Source organism: Acidovorax sp. LjRoot74 (assembly GCF_964254355.1).
In the GTDB taxonomy this organism is placed as follows: domain Bacteria; phylum Pseudomonadota; class Gammaproteobacteria; order Burkholderiales; family Burkholderiaceae_C; genus Acidovorax.
In genome coordinates, this window is sequence record NZ_CAXUTI020000001.1 from 2,698,558 (window position 1) to 2,715,097 (window position 16,540).

Genomic DNA, 16,540 nt, shown 5'->3' on the forward strand with positions numbered 1-16,540 from the left:
CCCCGCTTCCCCCCAATTTTTGCCCGCCTCCTGACCCGTGCGTCTTACCTCCATCAAGCTTTCCGGCTTCAAGTCGTTCGCTGAACCCACCAACTTCATGCTGCCCGGCCAACTGGTGGGCGTGGTGGGCCCCAACGGCTGCGGCAAGTCCAACATCATGGACGCGGTGCGCTGGGTGCTGGGCGAGAGCAAGGCCAGCGAGCTGCGCGGCGAGAGCATGCAGGACGTGATCTTCAGCGGCACCACCACGCGCAAGCAGGCCAGCCGCGCGAGTGTGGAGCTGGTGTTCGACAACTCCGACCACCGCGCGGGCGGCCAGTGGAGCCAGTACGGCGAAGTGGCCGTGCGCCGCGTGCTCACGCGCGATGGCACCAGCAGCTACTACCTCAACAACCAGCCCGTGCGCCGCCGCGACGTGCAGGACGTGTTCCTGGGCACGGGCCTGGGGCCCCGCGCCTACGCCATCATCGGCCAGGGCACCATCAGCCGCATCATTGAAAGCCGCCCCGAGGAGCTGCGCCTGTTCCTCGAAGAGGCTGCCGGTGTCTCCAAATACAAAGAGCGTCGCCGCGAGACCGAAAACCGCCTGCACGACACGCGCGAGAACCTCACGCGGGTCGAAGACATCCTGCGCGAGCTGAACGCCAATCTCGAAAAGCTCGAAAAGCAGGCCGAAGTCGCCGCCAAATACAACGCGCTGAACTCCGATGCCACGCTCAAGCAGCACCAGCTGTGGTTCCTGAAGCGGGCCGACGCCGAGGCCGACCAGACCAAGGTGCGCCTCGATGGCCTGCAGGCCGTGAACGACCTTGAATCGCGCATGGCCGACCTGCGCGCGGTCGAGTCCGACCTCGAAACCATCCGCCAGGCCCACTACGCCGCCGGTGACCAGGTCAACCAGGCCCAAGGCAAGCTCTACGAAGCGACCGCCGAAGTGGGCAAGCTTGAAGCCGAGATCCGCTATGTGGTCGAAGGCCGCCAGCGCGTGGAGCAGCGCCTGGTGCAGCTGGCCGAGCAGATTGCCCAGTGGCAGGCCCGCAAGGAAGACGCCGACGTGGAGCTGGAAAACCTGGCTGGCGCCGGTGTGGACGCCGAAGAACGCGCCGAGCTGCTGGCTGCCCAGGTCGAAGAGCAGGCCATGCAACTGCCCGACCTGGAAGAAGCCCTGCGCCAGGCCCAAAGCCGCACGGCCGAGCAGCGCAGCAGCGTGGTGCAGGTGCAGCAGCAGATTGGCGTGCTGGCCGCCGAGCAGCGCAGCTTTGACGAGCAAAGCCGCCAGCTCGATGCCCGTTTTGAACGCCTGCGCACCGACCGCAATGCCCTGGCCGCACCCGACGAAGCCCGCCTGACCAACCTGCGCGAGCAGCTCGATGAGGCGCAGGAAATCGCCGAAACCACCGAGGCCCGCCTGCACGAGCTGCAGGAGTCTGTACCCCAGCTCGACGACGACCGCCGCACCCGCCAGCAGGCCGTGAACAGCGAAAGCGCGCGCCAGGCCGAGCTGTCTGCCCGCATGGAGGCGCTCAAGGCGCTGCAGGAAAAGGTCAAAATCGACGGCAAGCTGCGCCCCTGGCTCGCCAAACACGGCCTCGACGGCCTGCAAGGCCTGTGGAGCCGCATCCACATCGAACCCGGCTGGGAGAACGCACTCGAAGCCGCTTTGCGTGAACGCCTGGGCGCACTCGAAGTCGGGCGCCTGGACATGGTGCGCGGCTTTCTGGGATCAGGCGGCACCGATGCGCCCCCCGCGCGCCTGGCCTTCTACAGCGCCCCGGCTGCAGGCCAAGCCGAAACCCCGTCCCAGCACCAGCGTCTGTCCGACCTGCTGCGCCTGAACGATGCCGGCCTGCGTGCCGTGCTCACCGACTGGCTGCAGGGCTGCACCACCGCCCCCACGCTCGATGAAGCCCTGGCCCGTCGCAGCCAGCTGCAGCCCGGCGAAGTGGTTTACGTGCCCACGGGCCATGCGGTCAGCGCCCACAGCGTGAGCTTTTATGCGCAGGACTCCGAGCAGTCCGGCCTGCTGGCCCGCGCACAGGAGATCGAGCACCTCGAAAAGGAACTGCGCGCCCAGGCCCTGATTGCCGAAGAGTCGCGCACCGCGCTGGTCCGCGCCGAGGCGGCTTATGCCGATGCCTCGCAGCGTCTGGTCTCCGCACGCCGCGAAGCCACCGAGGCCCAGAGCCGCGCGCACGAGCTGCAGGTCGAAACCCTGCGCCTTTCGCAGCTGGCCGAGCAGACCCGCGCCCGCAGCGCACAGATCGACGGCGATCTGGCCGAGGTCGAGGCCCAGCTGGCCGACCTGCAAGAACGCCGCGTGGCCGCCGAGGCGCGCTTTGAAGAGCTGGACATGCAATTGGCCGACAGCCAGGAGCGTGAGGCGCAGCTGGGCGACAAGGTGATCGAGGCCGAGCGCAAGCTCACCGCATGCCGCGAGCAGCAGCGCACGCTGGAGCGCCAGGCACAAGAGGCCACGTTCTCGCAGCGCAGCCTGGAGGCGCGCCGAGGTGAATTGAACCGCTCCATCGAAACCGCCACGCAGCAGGCCAAGGCCCTGGCTGACGAGGAGCAGCGCGCCCGGGACGAACTCGCCCGCCTGTCCGACGCTGCGGCCCAGGGGGGCCTGCAGGCCGCACTGGACGTGAAGATGGAGCGCGAAAAGGCCCTGGCTGCCCAGCGCAGCGAATACGACGACCTGACCACTAAGCTGCGCGCCAGCGACGAGCGCCGCATGCAGCTGGAGCGCGCTCTCGACCCGCTGCGCGCGCGCATCACCGAGTTCCAGCTCAAGGAACAGGCCGCACGCCTGGGCCTGGAGCAGTACACCACCTTGTTGCAGGACGCCCAGGCCGACCTGGACGCCGTAGCGCGCTCCATCGAGGAGGGCAATGTGCGTGTGGGCGGCCTGCAAAGCGAAATCGACCGCCTGCACCGCGAAATCGCCGCACTCGGTGCCGTCAACCTGGCCGCGCTGGATGAGCTCAAGCTGGCCAGCGAGCGCAAGGTGTTCCTCGACGCGCAGACCGCCGACCTGACCGAGGCCATGAACACGCTGGAAGACGCGATCCGCAAGATCGACGGCGAAACGCGCCAGCTGCTCTCGGGCACCTTCGACACCGTGAACGCGCACTTTGGCCGCATGTTCCCCGAGCTGTTTGGTGGCGGCCAGGCCAAGCTCATCATCACCGGCGACGAAATCCTCGACTCCGGCGTGCAGGTGATGGCCCAGCCACCCGGCAAGAAGAACCAGACAATCCACCTGCTGTCGGGGGGCGAGAAGGCCCTCACGGCCATTGCGCTGGTGTTTGCCATCTTCCAGCTCAACCCCGCGCCGTTCTGCCTGCTGGACGAGGTGGACGCGCCGCTGGACGACGCCAATACCGAACGTTATGCCAAGCTGGTGTCCAGCATGAGCAAGGGCACGCAGTTCCTGTTCATCAGCCACAACAAGATCGCGATGGAAATGGCCGAGCAACTGATCGGCGTGACCATGCAGGAGCAGGGCGTGTCGCGCATCGTGGCGGTGGACATGGAGTCCGCTTTGTCGATGGTGGATGTATGAGCTTGCCCCCTGAGTCGCTTCGCGCCTTCCCCCTCATGGGGACGACGCCCTCGCTGCGGGGCGGCCCTTGCTCGGCGTCCCTCGCACGGGCCGCGCCAGTCCGATGCGTCATGGGCGTGGGCAATGCAACGGTTAGCCGAAAATTCTTTCTATGAGCACATTGCAACTGAGTCTGGCCATCATCGGTGGCCTGGTGCTGGCCCTGATCGTGGCCTACAACACCTGGACCTCGCGCCGCAACGCGCCCAAGCGCGCCCTGCCGCAGGACAGCGAACATGTGGCAGAACCTGCACTGCGCCAGGAGCCAGGCTTTGATGCTTCCGCCGCAGTGCCCAGCGGCGAATTCCAGGGGCTGGACCGGGGCCCCGACCCCTCCGCCCACGCTGTGGACGCAGACGATGCGCTGCAACTGCCCGTGCCCCCGTTCTCGGCAGAGCGCCGCCCCGGGCTCGACCCGCTCATCGACGTGATCGCCTCGCTGCAGCCCGAGCATGTGGTGTCCGGCGACGCCGCCCTGGCCGCGCTGCCGCCCACCCGCCGCGCAGGCAGCAAGCCCTTTGCCATCGAGGGCCTGAACGAAGCCACCCAGCAGTGGGAAACCCCGGCCCCCGGCCAGCGCTACCAATCCTTCCAGGCGGGCGTGCAACTGGCCAACCGCATGGGTGCGCTCAACGAGATCGAATTCTCCGAATTCGTGGTCAAGGCCCAGGCCTTTGCCGACGCCATCAACGCGGCCCCCGACTTCCCCGACATGCTGCACGAAGTGGCCCGTGCCCGCGAACTGGACCAGTTCGCCAGCGACCACGACGCCCAGCTCATGTTCATGCTGCGCGCCCGCCAGGCTGCGTGGAGCCCTGGCTATGTGCAGCAAAACGCCGCCCGCCTGGGCTTTGTGCCCGGCGCCATGCCCGGCCGCCTGGTGCTGCCCGCCAGCACCCCGGGCCTGCCGCCCTTGCTCACGCTGGGCTACGACACCCAGGCCGCACTGGCCGACGACCCCGACCAGTCCGCCATCCGCGACATCACCCTGAGCCTGGATGTCGCCCAGGTCCACCGCACCGAGCAGCCCTTTGCGCGCCTGCGCGACGTGGCCGCCGCCCTGTGCCAGGCCATGGACGGCGTACTCTGCGACCAAAACGGCGCGCCGCTGCCCGCGATGGCCATGGATCCGATCGCTGCCGACCTGGAACTGCTGTATGACCAGCTCGATGGGCGGGACCTGTCGGCGGGGTCGGTGCTGGCGCGGCGCCTGTTCAGTTGAACGCTGGTGCGGCCATGACCGAGAGTTTGGATCTTTTTTCGGCCCCAGCGCCCGTGGATCAAGCGCAACCAGCTATCAAAATCAAAGCACTTCGCGACCAGCTCAACCAGTGGGCCCACCAGTACTACGTGCTGGACGAGCCCACCGTGCCCGACGCCGAATACGATCGCGTGTTCCGCGAGCTGCAGGCGCTCGAAGCCGCGCGCCCCGATCTGGTCACCCCGGATTCGCCCACGCAGCGCGTGATTGGTGCGGTGATGGAGGGCCTGGCCCCCGTGCGCCACACGGTGCCCATGCTCAGCATCCACACGGAGACCGACACCGAGGCCACGGGTGCCCAGGCGTTTGACGCGCGCGTGCGGCGCGAGCTGGGCCTGACCGACGCCGACCCCGCCATCGAATATGTGGCCGAGCCCAAGTTCGACGGCCTGGCGATGAGCCTGCGCTATGAAAACGGCCGCCTGGTGCAGGCCGCCACGCGCGGCGATGGCGAGGTGGGCGAGGATGTGACGCACAACATCCGCACCATTCGGCAAATTCCGCTGACCTTGCCCGACGGCGTGCCTTCTTTGCTCGAAGTGCGCGGCGAGGTCTACATGCGCCGCGCCGACTTCGACGCGCTGAACGAGCGCCAGCGGGAGCAGGGCGGTAAGACCTTTGTGAACCCGCGCAATGCGGCTGCAGGGGCCGTGCGCCAGCTCGACTCCAACATCACGGCCCAGCGGCCCCTGAGCTTTTTTGCCTACGGCCTGGGCGCGATCACGCCGCCTGCCGAAGGCGGGCCGGTGTTCCGCACGCACTACGAGATGCTGCAGACGCTGAAATCCTGGGGTTTTCCGGTCGCAGCGCAGGTACAGATTGCGGTAGGTGCGACTGAATTGGTAGCGTTTCACCAGCAGGTGGGTGCCAGCCGCGATGCGCTGCCGTACGACATCGACGGCGTCGTCTACAAGGTCAACTCGTTGCGACTGCAGCGCGACCTGGGCTTCAAGACCCGCGAGCCGCGCTGGGCCGTGGCGCACAAGTACCCGGCGCAGGAGATGGCCACCAAGATCGAAGGCATCGATGTGCAGGTGGGCCGCACCGGCAAGATCACGCCCGTGGCACGCCTGGCGCCGGTGTTTGTGGGCGGGGTCACCGTCACCAACGCCACGTTGCACAACCTGTTCGAGATCCGCAAGAAGGGCGTGCGCGTGGGCGACACCGTCATCGTGCGCCGCGCGGGCGATGTGATCCCCGAAGTGGTGGGCGTGATGCCGGGCAACCGCACGGGTTATGTGCCCAACTTCCGCATGCCCACGGCCTGCCCCGTGTGTGGCAGCGCCGTGGTGCGCGAAAAGGGAGAGGCCAACCACCGCTGCACGGGTGGCCTGTTCTGCGCCGCGCAGCGCAAGGAAGCCATCCTGCACTTTGCCGCCCGCCGCGCCATGGACATCGAGGGCCTGGGCGACAAGCTGGTGGACCAGCTGGTGGACGCGAATGTCATCCGCACGTTGCCCGACCTGTACCGGCTGGGCCTGACCTCGCTGATTGCGCTGGAGCGCATGGCCGAGAAATCGGCGCAGAACGTGCTGGCCGCGCTCGAAAAATCCAAGCAGACCACCTTGCCGCGCTTTTTGTTCGGCCTGGGGCTGCGCCACGTGGGCGAGGCCACGGCCAAGGACCTGGCGCGGCACTTTGGCACGCTGGACGCCATCATGGACGCCAGCGTGGAGCAGTTGCTGGAGGTGAACGACGTGGGCCCCGTGGTGGCACAGAGCCTGCACACCTTCTTCCAGCAGCCGCACAATCGCGAGGTGGTCGAGCAACTGCGCGCCTGCGGCGTGACCTGGCCCGAAGGCCCGGTGGCCGAACGTGCCCCGCAGATCCTGGCGGGTAAAACCGTGGTGCTGACCGGCACCTTGCCCACGCTCAGCCGTGATGCGGCCAAGGACATGCTGGAGGCCGCTGGCGCCAAGGTGGCCGGTTCGGTCAGCAAGAAGACCAGCTACGTGGTGGCAGGCGCCGAGGCGGGCAGCAAGCTGGCCAAGGCCGAAGAGCTGGGCGTGCCGGTGCTGGATGAAGCAGGCATGCTGGCCCTGCTGTCGGGCACGGGCGCCTGACGCCCCCTGTTTTGCACTTTTTTGCGCTCCTTTTTCTCAGGGTTTTTGATGCGCACCTTGTTGCTTTCTCTCCAGGCCCGCGCTGCGGCCCTGTTTCGCTGGCTGTCCGGCCTGTTCGCCTGGATGCCCCGGCCACTGCGCCGCGCGCTGCTGTGGGGCACCCTGGCGGTGCCTGCCGTGTTGCTGGCCTACACGCTGGTGCTGATCCCGTTCACACCTTCCATCAGCGACATCCGCAAGGCCAAGAGCGAGCTGCCCGCGCAGCTCATGTCGGTGGATGGCAAGCTGCTGGCCGAGTACCGCTGGGCCAACCGCGAATGGGTGGAGCTGAACGAAATCTCGCCCAATGTGGTGAATGCGCTCATCGCCACCGAAGACCACCGTTTTTACGACCACTTCGGGCTGGACTGGAAGCGCACGGCATCGTCGGTGGTGCACACGCTGCGGGGTGATCCGCAGGGCGGCTCCACCATCACGCAACAGCTGGCGCGCAACCTGTTTCCGGACGAGATCGGCCGCTCGCGCGTGTTCCCGCAGGCGCTCACGCGCAAGCTCAAGGAGGCGATCACCGCCCTCAAGATCGAGGCCTCATACACCAAGGACGAGATCCTGGAGACCTACCTCAACACCGTACCGTTTCTGTACAACGCCTACGGCATCGAGATGGCCGCGCGCACGTATTTCGACAAATCGGCCGACAAGCTCAACGTGCTGGAAAGCGCCACGCTGATCGGCATGCTCAAGGGCACGGCCTACTACAACCCTGTGCTCAACCCCGAGCGGGCGCAGGCGCGGCGCAACACGGTGCTGTCGCAGATGGTCAAGCGCGGCAAGCTCGAAGCCAAGCAACTGGAAGCGCTGCAAAAGCGCCCGCTGCGCGTCAACTTCGAGCGCCAGACCGAGGTGATGGGCCCCGCACCGCACTTTGCGATGCAGCTGCGCAAGCAGCTCATCGAATGGGCCGACAGCCATGGCTACAACCTGTATGCCGATGGCCTGGTGATCCGCACCACCATCGACTCGCGCCTGCAGGCCATCGCCAACCAGGCCGTGGCGCGGCAGGGCCGGCAATTGCAAGGTGTGGCAGACACGGCCTGGTCGCAGCGCAATGGTTGGGGCCCGAACAACGAGCTGGTGCAGACGCTGGTGCGTGAAAGCGCTGAATACCGCGTGGCCGTGGACAAGGGCGAGGCCCCCGAGGATGCGCTCAAGGCGCTGCTGGAGGACACCAGCTTTCTGCAGAAGCTGCGGGCAGAAAAGACGCGGGTGCAGGCCGGGTTTCTGGCGCAGGACCCGGTCACCGGCCATGTGCTGGCCTGGGTAGGCAGCCGCGACTTTGCGCAAGACCCGTTCGACCATGTGCAGGCCGCGCGGCGCCAGCCGGGTTCCACCTTCAAACCCTTTGTGTATGGCGCAGCCTTTGCGCAGGGCGCGTCACCCGAAGACACGCTCATGGATTCGGCCGTGGAAATCCCCCTGGGCGGCGGCCGCGTGTGGCGCCCCACCGATGGCGGCCCGCCCAGCGACGAACCCATGACGCTGGCCGACGGCCTGGCGCGGTCCAAGAACACCATCACCGCCCAGGTCATGCACCAGGTGGGCCCGGCGCGTGTGGCCGAAGTGGCGCGGGCCCTGGGCGTGCGCCAGTCCAAGCTTGAAGAGGTACCCTCGCTTGCGCTGGGCACGAGCCCGGTCACGCTCAAGGAAATGGTGTCGGCCTACAGCTCCATCGCCAATCTAGGGCGCTATGTGGAGCCGGTGCTCATCACCCGCATCGAAGACCGCCATGGCAAGGTGCTGGAGACCTTTGCCCCGCCTGCCTCTGAGGCGGTGTTCGACGCCCGCGCCGCGCAGATCCTGCGCAACACCATGCGTGGCGCCATCGACTACGGCACGGCCACCGCCATCCGCAGCCGCTACGGCATCCAGGCCGACGTGGCGGGCAAGACGGGCACCACCCAGGACAACACCGACGGCTGGTTCATCCTGATGAATCCGCGTGTGGTGGTGGGTGCCTGGGCGGGCTTCAATGACGGCCGCATCACCCTGCGCAGCGACCATTGGGGCCAGGGCGCCCGCAGTGCGCTGCCCATGGTGGGCGAGTTCATGCAGCAGGCCATCCGCAGCAAGGTGATCGATGGCAACGACCGGTTTGTGGACGAGTTCGATACCCGCCCGGTGCCCGCGCCCGACAGCTCGCTGGACACCATGCGCGACTGGATCCGGGGGCTGTTCCGCAGCGACCCGCAGCAGCCCTCCCTGCCCGGCGGCAGGCCCCCACAGGGCGCACCGGGCATCCCCAGCCCGTCGGCGCCGGTCCCAGTGCCTGCCGAGGAGCGGGTGGGCGGTTGATCGCCGCTTGGTATCGCTGGGGCAGTTGAAAGCGGGGACTCGTTGCGCTTTCGGGCGAGCCTCTGCAAATCCAAAAACACCGGTGTGGTCGAAGCCCTTGCGCCTGTGGGGGGCTGCGTATCACCATCTACCCTGTGCGTGCACGGCGCAGCAGGCATCGTTTCGCAGGAGCACGGGTGAACCCTTTCGGGTATCGAGGACCTTCGCGATAGGTGTGTAGCCTGACTGAGTGATTTTGGCCTGGACAAGCGCATCAACGTTCTGGAGAAGATCTTCGAGGTGGACACCAATTAGAACGCCATGCAACTGCTGGATACATCGATCACTTCATTGATGCAGACTGGCTGACGCAGAAGGAATTCGAAATCACAAAGATCCCATCAGGATGGAACGCGACGGGATCTCCGTGGCCAAGCATCGGCTGGGGAGGAACACGCCTCTTCAGCGTAGCCTAGGAGATTGTCTATTTGCATCATAAAAAGCGGAATGGGAGTACCTGCCCGCTGGGCCTGTCTGGAGACCTAGTCTGTCTGTCCACGAGGCTTATGGCGGTCGCCGCTGTACGCGACGCCTCGATCGCCAAGTACGCCTACAAAGAATGACACCATGACCCACGAGGAGTAGTCGGTGGGCATTGTGGCGGCGGGCCGAGCCAGCCACTTCGCGCCAGCCCTGGTCGATCCATGTCAGGCTGGCGAGGTCGAGTTCCTGGCTATCGCCCAAGTCTTTTCCGATAAGCCAATGGAACCTAGCTGCAGATGGCGCCCTCCGAAAAAGAACCTAGTCGCGCGGGTGGCCATCTCTGGTCATTATTGGCGCAACCCGCACAGTTCAAATTGAGCAGGTCTTGGTCAACAGTAAAGACCTATCGCTCAAAGTAATTTACCGGTGGAACGTTCTGCCAAGGGCATGCGGACTGGGTCAGTGTGCTGATAGACAAAGTCGTCCATGCGCGGCCCTCTTTGGGATAGCCGTAGGCACACACGCCATATCTGTAGGTGGCAAGGTTTTTTGCTCCTTCCGGGAGGCCTTGGTAGAGGGATTTGTCCACGTGCAACACAATGGCTGCATCGGTTTCTTTCAGTGGGTTTCTCAGGGCGCCTGCCAGCGTTGTCCGCTGCGATTCAGGGACTTCTGTTGTCCAATTGTCGGCAACGCGGATCGGAAACGGCTTATCGACGTAGCGCAATGCCAGATAGGCATCACCCGTTGAGGTCTCTGAAAAAAATGCTATTCCAGAGTCGTTGCTAATCTCCGGGTTGACGATGGTGCAGGCAACGAGAGGCTCCTCTTTGGAGGCCCAGCCCGCTGAAGAAACATTCAATAGTTGGCTATCTGGAAATGGGCGCATGACACACGCCCCAGTGGTTGCAGAGGCCGCCTGCGAGAGAAGCACGATGGAAAGGATGAAAGGGTATTTCATGCATGTACCTTTGTGGATGACTGGAAAACAATATCGGAATCTAGGCAGATGTCCATTTCATTACCAAAACCTCTTGATTGGACCTGCCCTCGGGACGTTTGGTTGGGGTGGCTTTGTCGGTCTGCTGTGCTATTCAATATCAATGCAATGCAGGCCAAAGGCTCCGGCCTTTTGGTCTGCAAAGTAGGCCACCAGCGTTTCCTTCACGGTGCGGAACGCCAGTTCGTCCCAGGGCACCTCGTCTTCGGTAAACAGCCGTGCCTCGATGGTTTCGTAGCCCGGGTTGAACTGGTCGCTGAGCAGCGTGGCCCGGTAGAACAGATGCACCTGGCCCACGCGGGGGACGTTGAGCAGGCTGAACAGGGGGCCAATCTCGATCTGTGCACCCGCTTCTTCGTCCGTCTCGCGCGCGGCGCCCTGGGCCGTGGTTTCGTCCAGCTCCATGAAGCCTGCGGGCAGCGTCCACTTGCCCCAGCGCGGCTCGATGTTGCGCTTGCACAGCAGGATGCGGCCATCGGGCAGTGCGGGCACGGTGCCCACCACGTTCAGCGGGTTTTCGTAGTGCACCGTGTTGCAGGCGGGGCACACCGCACGCTGCTTGGTGTCGCCGTCGTCCGGCAGCCGATAGACCACGGCGGTGCCGCAGGCGCGGCAGTGTTTGATGGGGCTGCGGAAAGTCATGCGGGGATTTTGATCTAAAAATGGCCTCTGCGCGCGTCAGGTAAGCGCTGATAGCTATCAAAAAATGAGTGTTTGGAGCCTGGATACGATCCTGTCGGGATCGCAGGCAGGCTCCAAGCGGGCCTACACCACGCTCAGGCGCAGCGTGCCCAGGCCTTCCACGCCGCCTTCCAGCACATCGCCGCGCACCACGGCGCCCACGCCTTCGGGGGTGCCCGTGTAGATCAGGTCGCCAGGCTGCAGCTCCCACGCGGCCGACAGGTGCTCGATGGTTTCTGCAATGTTCCAGATGAGCTGGGTCACGGTGCTGCGCTGCCGGCCGGCACCGTTCACCTGCAGCCAGATGGCGGCGTTGGCCACGTCACCCGCCTGCTCGGCCGGGGTGATGGGGCCAATCGGCGCGCTGGCGTCAAACCCTTTGCCAATGCACCAGGGGCGGCCCTGTTTCTTCATGTCGTTCTGCAGGTCGCGGCGCGTCATGTCCAGGCCCACGGCGTAGCCGTAGATGTGGCTGAAGGCGTCGGCGGCTTTGATGTTCTTGCCGCCCTTGCCAATGGCGACCACCAGCTCGATCTCATGGTGCAGGTTGGCGGTCAGGCTGGGGTAGGGCAGCTGGCCGGTGTCACCTGCGTTGACCACCACGATGGCGTCGGCGGGCTTCATGAAGAAGAAGGGCGGCTCGCGCCCGGTGAAGCCCATTTCCTTGGCGTGTTCTTCGTAGTTGCGGCCCACGCAGTAGATGCGGTGCACGGGGAAGTGGTCGGCGCTGCCCACCACTGGCACGCTGGGCACGGGTGCGGGAGAAAACACATAGCTCATGTCGGTCGGTCTTTCAGGTTTTCTATCTATCTGGGAGTGGGTTGCGGCCCTGGGTGGTGCGGAACCCGCGAGGGTGAAATCGGGCGGGGCTAGGCCCCGTGGCAGTGTGCCATGGCTCTTGGCCGCTTGCTGTGGGCGCTACACTCGCGCCCATGGCAAAGAGCTTCGATTTCCACAATACGCCGGGCCACCTGGTGCGCCGCGCCCACCAGCGGACCGTGGCGCTTTTCATGGAAGAAACCGCCGGGTTCGACGTGACACCGGTGCAGTTCGCCATCCTGCACGAGCTGCTGGCCCAGCCGGGCGAAGACCAGGTCACGCTGGCGGCGCGTGTTGCATTTGATGCGGCGACTTCGGGATCCGTGATCGGGCGGCTGGAAAAGCGCGGCTGGATCCGCCGCGAGCCTGACACCCGCGACCGCCGCCGCAAGCTCCTGTGGATCACGCCCGAAGGCGAAGTGGCCGCGCTGCAGATGCGCGATGCCGCCCAGCGCGTGCAGGAGCGGCTGATGGCCCCGCTCAATGCGCAGGAACGCGTTGATTTGATGTCCATCCTGTCCAAGGTCGTCTACAACCACCAGGATCCGGCGGGTACCTCGGGCGCCTGACCTCTGCTCTTGGCCGCCGGGGCGCCGCCGCAGCGACGTTTCCCGGTCCCTCCACCGGTTCATCGATTCATTGACGGGTTTTCCCATGCAGCTCTTCAACTACTTCCGTTCCTCTGCCTCGTTCCGTGTGCGCATCGCGCTGCAGATCAAGGGCCTGTCCTATGACTACCTGCCCGTGCACCTCGTCAAGGGTGAACACAAGGCCCCTGAATACGCCAGCCGCATCGGTGATGCGCTGGTGCCCACGCTGGTCACAGATGGAGGTACGGCGCTTACGCAGTCGATGGCCATCATCGAATACCTGGACGAAACCTACCCTACGCCTGCCTTGCTGCCCGCCACACCACTGGCCCGTGCCCGGGTGCGCGCCCTGGCGCAAATGGTGGCGTGCGAGATCCATCCGCTGAACAACCTGCGCGTGCTCAAGCACCTGACGCGTGAACTGAAGGTGGACGAGGACGCCAAGAATGCCTGGTACCGCCACTGGGTGCGCAGCGGCCTCGAAGCCTTTGAGCGACAGCTTGCGCTGCTGGCACAGGAGCGCGCCGCCCAGGGGCTGGCGCCGTCGGTGCTGTGCTGGGGCGATACGCCCACCTTGGCCGATTGCTGCCTGGTGCCGCAGATCTTCAACGGCCAGCGCTTCAATGTGAACCTGGACGGTTTGCCGCTCACCATGGGCGCGTTTGATGCCTGCATGACACTGCCCGCGTTCCAGCAGGCGCAGCCTTCGGCCTGCCCTGACTTCGAAGCCTGATGCATTCCCCCCATGCGTCGGGTGGTGTGAGCGCCGATTGGCTGGTGCCCGACTGGCCCGCGCCGCCGGGCGTCCAGGCGCTGTGCACAACGCGCGCCGGTGGCGCCAGCCAGCCCCCGTATGACAGCCTGAACCTGGGCACCCATGTGGGCGACGACCTCGCCGCCGTGGGGGCCAACCGGCAGGCCCTGCAGGCGGTCTTGCAGGCCCGCACCCCCTTGGCGCGGCCCGTGTTTTTGAACCAGGTGCACGGCCAGGGCGTGGTGCAGCTGGATGCGCACACCCCCGATGGCACCGAGGCCGACGCCTGCGTGGCCACCGCCCCAGGCGCCGTCTGCACCATCATGGTGGCCGACTGCCTGCCTGTGTTGTTGGCCCACCGCAGCGGCCAGGCGGTGGCCGCTGCCCACGCAGGCTGGCGTGGGCTGGCGGGTGAGGGCGGGCACGGCGTGCTGGAGTCTACATTTGCACATTTTTGTGCCCTTGCGCGCGCCCCTATTGCCTCGTTTGCTATCAAAAATGGAGCAAAAGACGTGGAAAACAGGGCGGCTGCGGACACACTGGCCTGGCTGGGCCCCTGCATCGGCCCCCAGGCGTTTGAAGTGGGATCCGAGGTGCGCGCGGCGTTCTGTGACACCGACGCCGCCGCGCAGGCTTTTTTTGTGCCCCGCGAAGACGCCCCGGGCAAATACCAGTGCGACCTGGCAGGCCTGGCCCGCAGGCGGCTGCGGGCCCTGGGGATCACCCAGATCTACGGCAACAACAGCACGGTCCCGTGGTGCACCGTAACCAACGCCTCACGGTTCTTTTCGCACCGCCGCGACGCTGCCGTGCTCGGCGCTAGCGGCCGGTTTGCTGCCTGCATCTGGCGTGGCTGATTCGGCCGCCGTGGCGGTTGTGGCGCCTGCGTTCGCCGCTGCTTGCTCTGCATCGTAGGCAGCTTGCTCGGCGGCTTCGCGCGCCTTGATGGAGCGCTTGCGCGACGGCGTACCCAGGATGTAGACCAGGATGCCCATGGGCAGCACGCCATACAGCACAAAGGTGATCACGGCGCCGAGCAGCGTGCCCGTGGAGCTGGTGGCTTCGGCCACGGCCATCATGAGGGTGACGTAGGTCCAGGCGATGACGATGAGGTACATTGAATTGTGTTCACTGCAAGTGCCGGATCCGTTGCCATGCGCCCATGGGTCGGCAACAATGAACCCGAGGGGGAGATCGATGCGGTCTCCTGCCGCCGCGAGCGATCAACCATTGAGGAAAGAGCATGAATTCTGAATCACCCTGGGCTGAGAGCGCCCAGCAGTTCCAACAGATTTTCGGGCAAAGCTGGTCGCAGGCGCTGCAATCGTTTCAGAAGATGGACCTGGGCGCGCAAATGCCCATGGCTCCGGCGCTGCAGCTTTCGCAGCCCAAACTGCAGGCACTGCAGCAGCAATACCTCAAGGAAGCCCAGGAGTTGTGGGCCCAGGGCCTGCAGGGCGCACCCGAGGTCAAGGACAAGCGCTTTGTCGGCGAAGGCTGGGCCAGCAACCCGGTGGCCGCATTTTCGGCAGCGGCCTACTTGCTGAATGCACGTACGCTGATGGGCCTGGCCGAGGCGGTGGAGGCCGATGAAAAAACCAAGGCCCGTATCCGTTTCGGCGTGGAGCAGTGGATGGCCGCCATGGCGCCGAGCAACTTCCTGGCCTTCAACGCCGAAGCGCAGAAGAAAGCCATCGAGACCAAGGGCGAGAGCATTGCCAAAGGCATGCAGAACCTGCTGCACGACATCACGCAGGGCCATGTGTCGATGACCGACGAAAGCCTGTTCGAGGTGGGCCGCAATGTGGCCACCACGGAGGGCGCGGTGGTGTACGAGAACGAGCTGTTCCAGCTGCTCGAGTACAAGCCCCTCACAGCCAAAGTGTACGAGCGGCCCTTCCTGCTGGTACCGCCTTGCATCAACAAGTTCTACATCCTCGACCTGCAGCCCGAGAACTCGCTGATCCGCTATGCCGTCGAACAAGGCCACCGCACGTTTGTCGTGAGCTGGCGCAACCCCGATGACAGTCTGGCCCACAAGACCTGGGATGACTACGTGGAAGACGGCGCCATGGCCGCCATCGATGTGGTGCAGAACATCACGGGGGCGGAGCAGATCAATGCCCTGGGTTTCTGCGTGGGCGGGACCATCCTCAGCAACGCGCTGGCCGTGCTGGCGGCGCGCGGCGACGAGCCCGTGGCCAGTGCCACCTTTCTCACCACGCTGATCGACTTCAGTGACACCGGCATCCTCGATGTGTTCATCGACGAGGCCTTCGTCAAGTTCCGGGAGATGCAGATGGGCAATGGCGGGCTGATGAAGGGGCAGGACCTGGCCTCGACCTTCAGCTTTCTGCGCCCCAACGACCTGGTGTGGAACTACGTGGTGGGCAACTACCTCAAGGGCGAAACGCCGCCGCCGTTTGACCTGCTGTACTGGAACAGCGACAGCACCAACCTGCCGGGGCCGTTCTATGCTTGGTACCTGCGCAACTTCTATCTCGAAAACAACCTCATCAAACCGGGCAAACTGACCGTGTGCGGCGAGAAGCTGGACCTCAACGGGCTGGCGCTGCCTGTCTACATCTATGGCTCGCGCGAAGACCATATCGTGCCCGCCACGGCAGCCTACGCATCCACCCAGGTGCTGCCGGGCAAGAAGCGGTTTGTGATGGGTGCCTCGGGCCACATTGCGGGCGTGATCAACCCACCCGCCAAGGGCAAGCGCAGCCACTGGATACGTGCCGATGGCAAGTTCCCCAGCACGCTGGACCAATGGCTGGAAGGCGCCACGGAACACCCCGGCAGCTGGTGGACCGACTGGTCGGGCTGGCTCAAGGGCCATGCGGGCAAGCAGGTTGCTGCGCCCAAAGGCTATGGCAAGGGCACCAAGTTCAAGGCCATCGAGCCCGCGCCGGGCAGCTACGTTAAGCAGAAATCCTGATACGCAAAAGTCC

At 65.3% G+C, this 16,540-nt stretch carries 13 protein-coding genes; 9 read left to right on the forward strand and 4 right to left on the reverse strand.

Annotation, left to right across the window (positions count from 1 at the left end):
- The first annotated feature begins 37 nt into the window (after positions 1-37).
- The 5 genes from smc to ACSQ3O_RS12615 all read left to right on the forward strand — a co-directional run bounded on the left by smc (position 38) and on the right by ACSQ3O_RS12615 (position 9,879).
- Positions 38-3,562: a chromosome segregation protein SMC gene (gene smc / locus ACSQ3O_RS12595; RefSeq protein WP_436139099.1), complete on the forward strand. Its 3,525-nt coding sequence runs from the start codon at positions 38-40 to the stop codon at positions 3,560-3,562.
- Between the two features lie 151 nt (positions 3,563-3,713).
- Positions 3,714-4,823: a cell division protein FtsZ gene (locus tag ACSQ3O_RS12600; RefSeq protein ID WP_436139100.1), complete on the forward strand. Its 1,110-nt coding sequence runs from the start codon at positions 3,714-3,716 to the stop codon at positions 4,821-4,823.
- 14 nt (positions 4,824-4,837) lie between these two features.
- Entirely contained in the window at positions 4,838-6,925 is a 2,088-nt protein-coding gene (gene ligA, locus ACSQ3O_RS12605; protein ID WP_436139101.1) for an NAD-dependent DNA ligase LigA, read from the forward strand.
- Between the two features lie 48 nt (positions 6,926-6,973).
- The gene (locus ACSQ3O_RS12610; protein ID WP_436139102.1) at positions 6,974-9,277 is read left to right on the forward strand and encodes a penicillin-binding protein 1A; all 2,304 of its coding nucleotides are present in this window, start codon (positions 6,974-6,976) and stop codon (positions 9,275-9,277) included.
- A gap of 467 nt (positions 9,278-9,744) precedes the next feature.
- Complete coding sequence (locus tag ACSQ3O_RS12615) at positions 9,745-9,879, forward strand: hypothetical protein (RefSeq protein WP_436139103.1); 135 nt, start codon at positions 9,745-9,747, stop codon at positions 9,877-9,879.
- Positions 9,880-10,142: 263 nt separating this feature from the next.
- On the opposite strand, the gene ACSQ3O_RS12620 is transcribed toward ACSQ3O_RS12615, so the two are convergent.
- From ACSQ3O_RS12620 to ACSQ3O_RS12630, 3 genes are all read right to left on the reverse strand, one after another.
- Entirely contained in the window at positions 10,143-10,700 is a 558-nt protein-coding gene (locus ACSQ3O_RS12620) for a hypothetical protein (RefSeq protein ID WP_436139104.1), read from the reverse strand.
- Positions 10,701-10,829: 129 nt separating this feature from the next.
- The gene (locus tag ACSQ3O_RS12625) at positions 10,830-11,381 is read right to left on the reverse strand and encodes an NUDIX hydrolase (protein ID WP_436139105.1); all 552 of its coding nucleotides are present in this window, start codon (positions 11,379-11,381) and stop codon (positions 10,830-10,832) included.
- Positions 11,382-11,504: 123 nt separating this feature from the next.
- Entirely contained in the window at positions 11,505-12,200 is a 696-nt protein-coding gene (locus ACSQ3O_RS12630; protein WP_436139106.1) for a fumarylacetoacetate hydrolase family protein, read from the reverse strand.
- A gap of 152 nt (positions 12,201-12,352) precedes the next feature.
- Between ACSQ3O_RS12630 and ACSQ3O_RS12635 the strand changes: the two genes are divergently transcribed.
- From ACSQ3O_RS12635 to ACSQ3O_RS12645, 3 genes are all read left to right on the forward strand, one after another.
- Positions 12,353-12,808: a MarR family winged helix-turn-helix transcriptional regulator gene (locus ACSQ3O_RS12635; protein ID WP_063460880.1), complete on the forward strand. Its 456-nt coding sequence runs from the start codon at positions 12,353-12,355 to the stop codon at positions 12,806-12,808.
- A gap of 85 nt (positions 12,809-12,893) precedes the next feature.
- Complete coding sequence (gene maiA / locus ACSQ3O_RS12640) at positions 12,894-13,562, forward strand: maleylacetoacetate isomerase (RefSeq protein WP_436139107.1); 669 nt, start codon at positions 12,894-12,896, stop codon at positions 13,560-13,562.
- Positions 13,562-14,440: a polyphenol oxidase family protein gene (locus ACSQ3O_RS12645; protein WP_137745398.1), complete on the forward strand. Its 879-nt coding sequence runs from the start codon at positions 13,562-13,564 to the stop codon at positions 14,438-14,440. Before maiA ends, ACSQ3O_RS12645 begins: the two co-directional genes overlap by 1 nt.
- Here the strand turns inward: ACSQ3O_RS12645 and ACSQ3O_RS12650 are convergent.
- Positions 14,360-14,701 carry a hypothetical protein gene (locus ACSQ3O_RS12650; protein ID WP_137745399.1) on the reverse strand — a complete coding sequence of 114 codons (342 nt, stop codon included), beginning with the start codon at positions 14,699-14,701 and terminating at the stop codon, positions 14,360-14,362. The genes ACSQ3O_RS12645 and ACSQ3O_RS12650 overlap by 81 nt on opposite strands.
- A gap of 125 nt (positions 14,702-14,826) precedes the next feature.
- Between ACSQ3O_RS12650 and ACSQ3O_RS12655 the strand changes: the two genes are divergently transcribed.
- On the forward strand, positions 14,827-16,527 hold the full coding sequence (locus ACSQ3O_RS12655) for a PHA/PHB synthase family protein (RefSeq protein WP_436139108.1): 1,701 nt from the start codon (positions 14,827-14,829) through the stop codon (positions 16,525-16,527).
- Positions 16,528-16,540: the final 13 nt, after the last annotated feature.